Raw genomic sequence first — 9119 nt, 5'->3', positions numbered from 1 at the left:
TGTTTGTCTGGTACAAAGGTAAGCCCTACCCCTTGATGGAAGCAACCCGGAACAAAGCGGCAAAAACTCCTGAAAAGAAAAAGGAGAGCTCAGAAAAGAAATCGTACAAGCCAGGACCTGATCATCCTTGGCGCAAATATAGGCCCACGAATTCAAAGGAACTGAAACCGGCTTGAATGAACTGAGGTCAAAGTAAATATATCAGTGACATATTCACTGACGCGTTAGTATGACATTTTCACTGACGCTTGACACCACTTTCTGTATTCCTGCCTCCGAAAAGGCCTTTTTTATTATACATGCATCACCCCCGCTTTTCAACCTCGCCAAGGGAAGAGAAGAGCCGGTTCCGCCCCTTTTCCCGGCGGCTTCGTTCCCCACGGAAAAAATTGGAGGCGAAAACATTTTCGATTTTTCTGAATATGTAGCGATGAAATAAAGAGCAGACAGGTTCCCCTGCCTGCTCTTTGTTCGTTTGAAATGCTTATTTCAGGATGGAGGAGACGACGCCGGCACCGACCGTGCGTCCGCCTTCCCGGATGGAGAACTTCGTCCCTTCTTCAATGGCGATCGGCGAAATCAATTCCACTTCGATCGTCACATTGTCCCCGGGCATGACCATTTCCACGCCTTCCGGCAAGGTAATCACGCCGGTGACGTCCGTCGTACGGAAATAGAATTGGGGACGATAGTTGGAGAAGAACGGGGTATGGCGTCCGCCTTCTTCTTTGGTCAGTACGTAGACTTCCGCTTTGAATTTCGTATGGGGCGTAATGGAACCGGGTTTCGCCAAGACTTGGCCGCGTTCCACTTCGTCCCGGCCGATCCCGCGGAGAAGGGCGCCGATGTTGTCACCGGCTTGCGCTTCGTCCAACAGTTTGCGGAACATTTCAACGCCGGTTACGGTCGTTTTCTTCGGTTCGTCGGTCAAACCGATGATTTCCACTTCGTCACCGACTTTCAAGGTGCCGCGTTCCACACGTCCGGTGGCAACGGTACCGCGTCCGGTGATGGAGAATACGTCTTCAACGGGCATCATGAACGGTTTGTCGATTTCCCGTTGCGGAGTGGGAATGTATTCGTCAACCGCATTCATCAATTCGACGATTTTTTCTTCCCATTGCGGGTCGCCTTCCAACGCTTTCAAGGCAGAACCTTTGATGATCGGAATTTCGTCACCCGGGAATTCATATTCGGACAACAGGTCACGAACTTCCATTTCGACGAGTTCAAGCAATTCTTCGTCGTCCACCATGTCGCATTTGTTCAAGAAAACAACGATGTAGGGAACGCCCACTTGACGGGAGAGAAGAATGTGTTCACGGGTTTGCGGCATCGGACCGTCAGCGGCGGATACGACGAGAATCGCTCCGTCCATTTGCGCAGCGCCAGTGATCATGTTTTTCACATAGTCGGCGTGGCCCGGGCAGTCCACGTGGGCATAGTGACGTTTGTCGGTTTCATATTCCACGTGGGCGGTGGAAATGGTGATTCCACGTTCTTTTTCTTCCGGCGCGTTGTCGATTTGGTCGTAATTGCGGGCTTCCGCTTTCCCTTGTTTTGCGAGAACGTGGGTAATCGCAGCCGTTAAGGTCGTTTTGCCATGGTCAACGTGTCCGATAGTCCCAATATTAACGTGGGGTTTGGAACGTTCGAATTTCGCTTTTGCCATTAGGATGATCCTCCTTTTTAAAAATATATTAATAAACAAATGAAATATTTGGAAATGGACGGCCAAGGAAACCGCCGTTCCTTAGCCTCCATTGCTTACACTAGTAGTTATACTCTATTGAATAGGCAAAATCAATTATTCACCCTGATTTTTTTTGATGATTTCCTCGGCGATGTTTTTCGGAACTTCTTCGTAGTGGTCAAACACCATCGTGAACGTTCCGCGGCCTTGGGTATTGGAGCGCAGCGCCGTGGCGTAGCCGAACATTTCCGCCAGCGGAACCATCGCCCGGACAACCTGAGCGTTACCGCGGGCTTCCATTCCTTCGACTTTGCCGCGGCGGGACGTGATGTCGCCCATGATATCGCCCAAGTACTCTTCCGGAATGACGACCTCCACCTTCATGATCGGCTCCAGCAATACCGGATCGCAGACCTTCGCGGCGTTTTTCAACGCGATGGATGCGGCGATCTTAAAGGCCATTTCACTGGAGTCCACATCGTGGTAGGAACCGTCAAACAGTTTCGCCTTAATGTCGATAACCGGATATCCGGCGAGAACGCCGTTTTGCATCGCGTCTTCGAGGCCGGCCTGGACGGCGGGAATATATTCTTTCGGAACGACGCCGCCGACGATGGCATTTTCGAATTCGAATCCTTTGCCCCTTTCATTGGGCGAGAATTCGATCCAGACATGCCCGTATTGGCCGCGTCCGCCGGATTGGCGGATGAATTTTCCTTCCACCTGGGCGGAAGAACGGAAGGTTTCCCGGTAAGCCACCTGCGGCTGACCGACGTTGGCTTCCACCTTAAATTCGCGGCGCATCCGGTCGACAATGATGTCAAGGTGGAGCTCACCCATACCCGCGATGATCGTTTGGCCCGTTTCCGGATCGGTGTGGGCGCGGAACGTCGGATCCTCTTCTTGCAGCTTTTGCAGGGCCGCCGCCATTTTGTCCTGATCCGCCTTCGTCTTCGGCTCGATGGCCACGTGGATTACCGGTTCCGGGAATTCCATGGATTCGAGGATGACCGGATTCTTTTCATCACACAAAGTATCCCCCGTGGTCGTATCTTTTAACCCGACGGCAGCGGCGATATCGCCGGCATATACTTCCGAGATTTCCGAACGGTGGTTGGCGTGCATTTGCAACAGCCGCCCGATCCGTTCCCGTTTCCCTTTCGTCGAGTTTAATACATAGGAACCGGAAGACAGAACGCCCGAATAGACCCGGAAGAAGGTGAGTTTTCCGACGTACGGGTCGGACATCACCTTGAAGGCCAGCGCCGCAAAGGGAGCGTCATCGCTGGACGGACGGGTCGTTTCCGAATCCGTTTGCGGATCCACCCCTTTAATGTCCGGAATGTCGACCGGGGCGGGCAAATAATCGATGACCGCATCAAGCATCAGCTGAATCCCTTTGTTTTTGAATGCCGATCCGCACAACACCGGGTAGAATTGAACCGATACCGTCCCTTTCCGGATGGCGGCTTTCAATTCTTCGACGGAGATTTCTTCCCCTTCCAAGTACTTCATCATCAGCTCGTCATCGAATTCGGCAACGGCCTCGATGAGCTTATTGCGGTATTCTTCCGCCATCTCTTTATATTCATCGGGAACGTCGGTCACTTCGTCAACCGTTCCGAGCTCGTCTTTGTAGAAGTGGGCCCTCATTTCCACCAGGTCGATGATGCCCTTGAATTGGTCTTCCGCACCGATCGGCAATTGGATCGGATGGGCGTTGGCATCGAGACGGTCATGCAGCGTTTTTACGGAATAAAGGAAATCGGCGCCGATTTTATCCATTTTATTGACAAATACGATCCGGGGCACCCCGTAGTTGGTCGCCTGACGCCAGACGGTTTCCGTTTGGGGTTCAACGCCGGATTGGGCGTCGAGCACCGTGATCGCCCCGTCCAAAACGCGCAACGACCGTTCAACTTCCACGGTGAAGTCGACGTGGCCCGGGGTATCGATGATGTTGATCCGATGCCCCTTCCACTGAGCCGTAGTCGCGGCGGACGTGATCGTAATCCCGCGTTCCTGCTCTTGTTCCATCCAGTCCATTTGGGCGGAGCCTTCGTGGGTTTCACCGATTTTATGGATTTTTCCGGTGTAAAACAGGATCCGTTCCGTGGTCGTCGTTTTACCGGCATCAATATGTGCCATGATCCCGATATTTCTTGTTTTTTCTAAGGAGAACTCTCTTGGCATCCCTCTTTCTCCTTCCTACTGAAAATCGATCTGCGTTAAGCGGCGTCCGCCAAATGATTCGGCGCAAGGCCATTACCAGCGGTAATGGGCGAACGCCTTGTTCGCTTCGGCCATTTTGTGGGTATCTTCCCGTTTTTTCACCGCCGCGCCCGTATTATTGGCAGCGTCCATGATTTCGTTGGCCAAACGTTCTTCCATCGTTTTTTCATTGCGCAAGCGGGCATAGTGGACCAGCCACCGGAGCCCGAGGGTCGTGCGGCGTTCCGGACGGACTTCCACCGGAACTTGGTAGTTTGCGCCACCCACGCGGCGGGCGCGAACTTCCAATACAGGCATGACATTTTTCAAAGCTTGCTCAAACACTTCCATCGGGTCTTTCCCCGTGCGTTCGCGGATGATGTCAAAGGCTCTGTACAGGATCGTTTGCGCTTTTCCTTTCTTTCCGTCGATCATGATTTTATTGATTAAACGGGTAACGAGTTTGGAATTATAGATCGGATCTGGCATCACATCTCTTTTTGGTACCGGACCTTTACGTGGCATGATCGTTCCTCCTTTCAGCAGTTTTTGCATGATTTGCAAACGTCTGTCGCTCGTCGTTCGGCCGGTGCCTGAAGGAATCAACGGCACCTTATGCTTTCATTTTATGATTTTTTCTCTTTCGGTTTTTTCGCTCCGTATTTGGAACGGCCTTGTCTGCGGTTTTCGACGCCGGCCGTATCCAGCGCACCGCGGATGATGTGATAGCGGACACCCGGCAAGTCTTTAACCCGGCCGCCGCGGATTAAAACGACGCTGTGCTCTTGCAAGTTATGACCGATTCCGGGAATGTACGCGGTCACTTCAATCCCGTTGGACAAACGAACACGGGCGTATTTCCGCAGCGCAGAGTTCGGTTTTTTCGGCGTCATCGTCCCGACACGGGTGCATACGCCGCGTTTTTGCGGAGACGGTACGTTCGTCAGCACCTTTTTGAAGCTGTTCCATCCCTTATTCAGCGCAGGGGATTTTGATTTTTCCTTCACTTTTTTGCGCGGTTTGCGCACCAATTGGTTCATTGTAGGCATTCAAATCGTCCTCCCTTCAAGAAAAGTTTAAGCCCACATAGCCAGGCGGTTCATTTTTGGACAAAAAATTAGCGCCGTTGCCGCACCTTTCCCGGCAACCATCATTCAATAATAGCTACAGTCGCTGCTCCTACGTCGATTCCGGCCGCCTTGCCCAGCTCCTTCATGGACCCGACTTCCGTCAGCGGAACGCCCTTTTCCGCGGCCAGCTCCTTCACCTTCGTCAAAATCTGGCTGTCCGCATCGGCGGCGACGATCACCTCGGTTGCGGTCCCGGAATTCAACGCCTTGATCGTTTGCTTCATGCCAACGACCACTTTTTTCGCCTGTTTGATTTTTTCATAAGACATGAGGATATCCTCCAAAACAACAGGTTGTTAGGAGCACCTTTGCTATAGTATCACCTTCGTATTTAATTGTCAATATTTTTCATAAAACATCAAGAGGCGGCCGGCGGCTGGCGCCGCCGGCTTGGAAAAGTCATTCTGCCTTCACTTCGTTTGCCGCCTCTTCCTCCGTTTTCCTCCGGATCTTCGTTTTCCGGTATCTGAGCATGCCCGTTCCGGCAGGCACCAGTTTTCCGATGATGACGTTCTCCTTCAAGCCGAGCAATTCATCCTTTTTCCCTTTGATCGCCGCATCGGTAAGCACCCGGGTCGTTTCTTGGAAGGATGCGGCGGAAAGGAAGGAGTCGGTTTCCAGGGATGCCTTCGTGATCCCCAGCAGCACCGGTTTCCCGGTGGCGGGAAGCTTCCCTTCCTTCAAAACCTTCGCGTTGGCGTCCGTGAATTGGTGGATATCCATCAAGGTGCCCGGCAGGAGATCCGTGTCTCCCGAATCGATGATCCGCACTTTCCGGAGCATTTGCCGGACCATCACTTCGATGTGTTTGTCGCCGATCTCCACGCCTTGCATCCGGTAAACCTTCTGGACTTCACGCAGCAAATATTCCTGGACGGATTGGACGTCCTTCACCTTCAGCAATTCTTTCGGGTCGACGGATCCTTCCGTCAATTCTTGGCCCCGTTCGACCGTGTCGCCGACGGACACTTTCAATCTTGCCGTATAGGGGACGGTATAGGTCCGCGTTTCCACTTCTCCTTCGACGACAATTTCCTGTTGGCGGTCGCGCCCTTCATTGATGGCGATGACCTTGCCGTCGATTTCGGAAATGGTCGCTTGCCCTTTCGGGTTTCTCGCTTCAAACAGCTCTTGGACCCGCGGCAAACCTTGGGTAATATCGTCGCCGGCGACGCCGCCGGTATGGAACGTCCGCATCGTCAGCTGGGTTCCCGGTTCGCCGATGGATTGGGCGGCGATGATTCCGACAGCTTCGCCGACTTCCACTTCTTCCCCGGTCGCCAGATTCCGGCCGTAACATTTCCTGCAAACCCCGTGGCGGGTGTTGCAGGTGAGGGCCGAACGGATCCAGACTTCTTTGATGCCGGCTTCGACGATCTTCTCGGCGATTTCTTCGGTGATCATCTGATTGCGTCTGACGAGGATTTCGCCGGTTTCCGGATGCTTGACGGTCTTGTGGGCGAAGCGTCCGATCACCCGTTCTTCCAGGGTTTCGATGACTTCCGTGCCGTCATTTAACTCGCGGACAAGGAGGCCCCGGTCGGTGCCGCAATCTTCTTCACGCACGATGACATCCTGCGCCACGTCGACGAGACGTCTTGTCAAGTACCCGGAGTCCGCCGTTTTCAGCGCCGTATCGGCCAAACCCTTCCGGGCGCCGTGGGTGGAAATAAAGTATTCCAAGACGGACAGCCCTTCGCGGAAGCTGGATTTGATCGGAAGTTCGATGATCCTTCCCGCCGGGTTGGCCATCAGGCCGCGCATCCCCGCCAGCTGGGTGAAGTTGGAGGCGTTCCCCCGGGCCCCCGAATCGCTCATCATATAGATCGGGTTCAAGCGGTCCAAGGTTTCCATCAGCTTGCCTTGGATCTTATCCTTGGCCTGGCTCCAGATGGAAATGACCCGGTCGTAGCGTTCTTCTTCCGTGATTAAACCTCTTCGGAATTGTTTTTGGACATTGTCCACTTTTTTCTGGGCTTCATCCAAAATTTCCTGCTTTTGCGGCAACACGATAATGTCCGAAATGCCGATGGTGATTCCGGCCTTCGTCGAGTAATGGAAGCCCAGATCCTTCATCCGGTCGAGCATCTTGGAAGTTTCCGTGATCTTATAGCGTTTGAACACTTCGGCGATAATGCTCCCCAAAATCCCTTTCTTGAAGGGAGGCACCAGCTCACGGGAACGGATGACTTCTTTGACGTTTTCGCTCGGATGGATGAAATATTTAGCCGGCGTTTCATGCTCCAGGTTGTATTTTGTCGGCTCGTTGATGTACGGGAAGGAAGGCGGCAGGATCTCGTTAAAGATCAATTTTCCGACGGTCGTCAAAAGCAGCATTTTATTTTGTTCTTCCGTAAACGTCGGGTTGTTTAACGATCCGGCGTGGACGGCAATCCGGCTGTGGAGATGGACATAGCCGTTTTGATAGGCGAGAAGCGCCTCGTCGCGGTCTTTAAATACCATCCCTTCGCCGATTGCCCCTTCCCGTTCCAGCGTCAAGTAATAGTTGCCCAAGACCATGTCCTGGGAAGGCGTAACGACCGGTTTCCCGTCCTTCGGGTTCAAAATGTTCTGGGCGGCCAGCATCAGCATGCGCGCCTCGGCCTGGGCTTCCGCCGACAAGGGAACGTGCACGGCCATCTGGTCGCCGTCAAAGTCCGCATTGTACGCCGTACATACGAGCGGATGCAAGCGGATGGCCCGGCCTTCCACCAAGGTCGGTTCAAAGGCCTGGATCCCCAGTCTGTGCAGCGTCGGGGCACGGTTCAAGAGAACCGGATGTTCTTTAATGACTTCTTCCAAAACGTCCCAAACTTCCGGATGGAGACGTTCAATCTTTCTTTTCGCCGATTTGATGTTGTGGGCGTAGCCCTTCGCCACCAGTTCCTTCATGACAAAAGGCTTGAAAAGTTCGATGGCCATTTCCTTCGGCAGGCCGCATTGATACATCTTCAAGTTCGGCCCGACGACAATAACCGAACGCCCGGAATAATCCACCCGTTTCCCGAGCAGGTTTTGGCGGAATCGGCCTTGTTTCCCTTTCAGCATATGGGAAAGGGATTTGAGGGGCCTGTTTCCGGGACCCGTGACCGGCCTGCCCCGCCGGCCGTTGTCGATCAGGGCGTCGACGGCTTCCTGGAGCATCCGTTTTTCATTTTGGACGATGATGCTGGGCGCCCCCAAATCGAGCAATTTCTTCAGCCGGTTGTTGCGGTTGATGACGCGCCGGTACAAGTCGTTCAAATCGGAAGTGGCGAACCGGCCGCCGTCCAGCTGAACCATGGGGCGCAACTCGGGAGGAATGACCGGAAGCACGTCGAGGATCATCCAGGCCGGATCGTTCCCCGAATTCCGGAAGGCTTCAATGACTTCCAGGCGTTTGATGGCCCGGGTTCTCCGCTGCCCTTGGGCGGTCTTCAATTCTTCCCGGAGCATCTTGCTTTCCTTTTCCAAATCGATATCTTGGAGCAACTTCTTGATCGCTTCCGCGCCCATGCCCGCCTGGAATTTATTTCCGTATTTTTCCCGGTACATGCGGTAGTCCTTTTCGGACAGCAATTGCTTCTTTTCCAGAGGGGTGTTCCCAGGCTCGGTGACCACATAGGACGCAAAATAGATGACTTCTTCCAAGGCCCGCGGAGACATGTCGAGGACGAGGCCCATCCGGCTCGGGATCCCCTTGAAATACCAAATATGGGAAACCGGGGCGGCCAGCTCGATATGCCCCATCCTTTCCCGGCGAACTTTGGAGCGGGTCACTTCGACGCCGCACCGGTCGCAGACGACGCCTTTGTAACGGACCCGCTTATACTTTCCGCAGTGGCATTCCCAGTCCTTCGTGGGACCGAAAATCCGCTCGCAGAACAATCCGTCCTTTTCGGGTTTCAACGTCCGGTAGTTGATCGTTTCCGGTTTTTTCACTTCGCCGTAAGACCAGGAACGGATTTTGTCCGGCGAAGCGAGGCCGATTTTCATATATTCAAAGTTATTGACATCCAGCAAGGAGATTACCTCCCATTTCATCTAGATTTTCCAGCATTTGAGGGGCATTTGGCCGGAGATCTTCCAGTCGTCGGAAAGGGGTC

Annotated in this window: 6 protein-coding genes; all 6 read right to left on the bottom strand. The window is 53.5% G+C overall.

Going from position 1 to position 9119, the window contains the following annotated elements:
- Positions 1 to 484 precede the first annotated feature (484 nt).
- A complete protein-coding gene (tuf, locus tag A3EQ_RS0111810; protein WP_020155389.1) occupies positions 485 to 1672 on the bottom strand; it encodes an elongation factor Tu in 1188 nt (395 codons plus the stop codon).
- A gap of 135 nt (positions 1673 to 1807) precedes the next feature.
- Positions 1808 to 3886 carry an elongation factor G gene (gene fusA, locus A3EQ_RS0111805; RefSeq protein WP_020155388.1) on the bottom strand — a complete coding sequence of 693 codons (2079 nt, stop codon included), beginning with the start codon at positions 3884 to 3886 and terminating at the stop codon, positions 1808 to 1810.
- 72 nt (positions 3887 to 3958) lie between these two features.
- Complete coding sequence (rpsG, locus tag A3EQ_RS0111800; protein ID WP_026499923.1) at positions 3959 to 4429, bottom strand: 30S ribosomal protein S7; 471 nt, start codon at positions 4427 to 4429, stop codon at positions 3959 to 3961.
- Positions 4430 to 4530: 101 nt separating this feature from the next.
- The gene (gene rpsL / locus A3EQ_RS0111795; RefSeq protein ID WP_026499922.1) at positions 4531 to 4953 is read right to left on the bottom strand and encodes a 30S ribosomal protein S12; all 423 of its coding nucleotides are present in this window, start codon (positions 4951 to 4953) and stop codon (positions 4531 to 4533) included.
- A gap of 101 nt (positions 4954 to 5054) precedes the next feature.
- Positions 5055 to 5303, bottom strand: a complete 249-nt coding sequence (locus A3EQ_RS0111790; protein ID WP_020155385.1) for a 50S ribosomal protein L7ae-like protein — start codon at positions 5301 to 5303, stop codon at positions 5055 to 5057.
- 130 nt (positions 5304 to 5433) lie between these two features.
- A complete protein-coding gene (gene rpoC, locus A3EQ_RS0111785; protein ID WP_020155384.1) occupies positions 5434 to 9036 on the bottom strand; it encodes a DNA-directed RNA polymerase subunit beta' in 3603 nt (1200 codons plus the stop codon).
- Positions 9037 to 9119 lie beyond the last annotated feature (83 nt).

It is taken from the genome of Caldibacillus debilis DSM 16016 (assembly GCF_000383875.1).
GTDB classification, from domain to species: domain Bacteria; phylum Bacillota; class Bacilli; order Bacillales; family Caldibacillaceae; genus Caldibacillus; species Caldibacillus debilis.
Note: the sequence above shows the minus strand (reverse complement) of the source record. Positions and strands in the feature narration are given on the sequence as shown.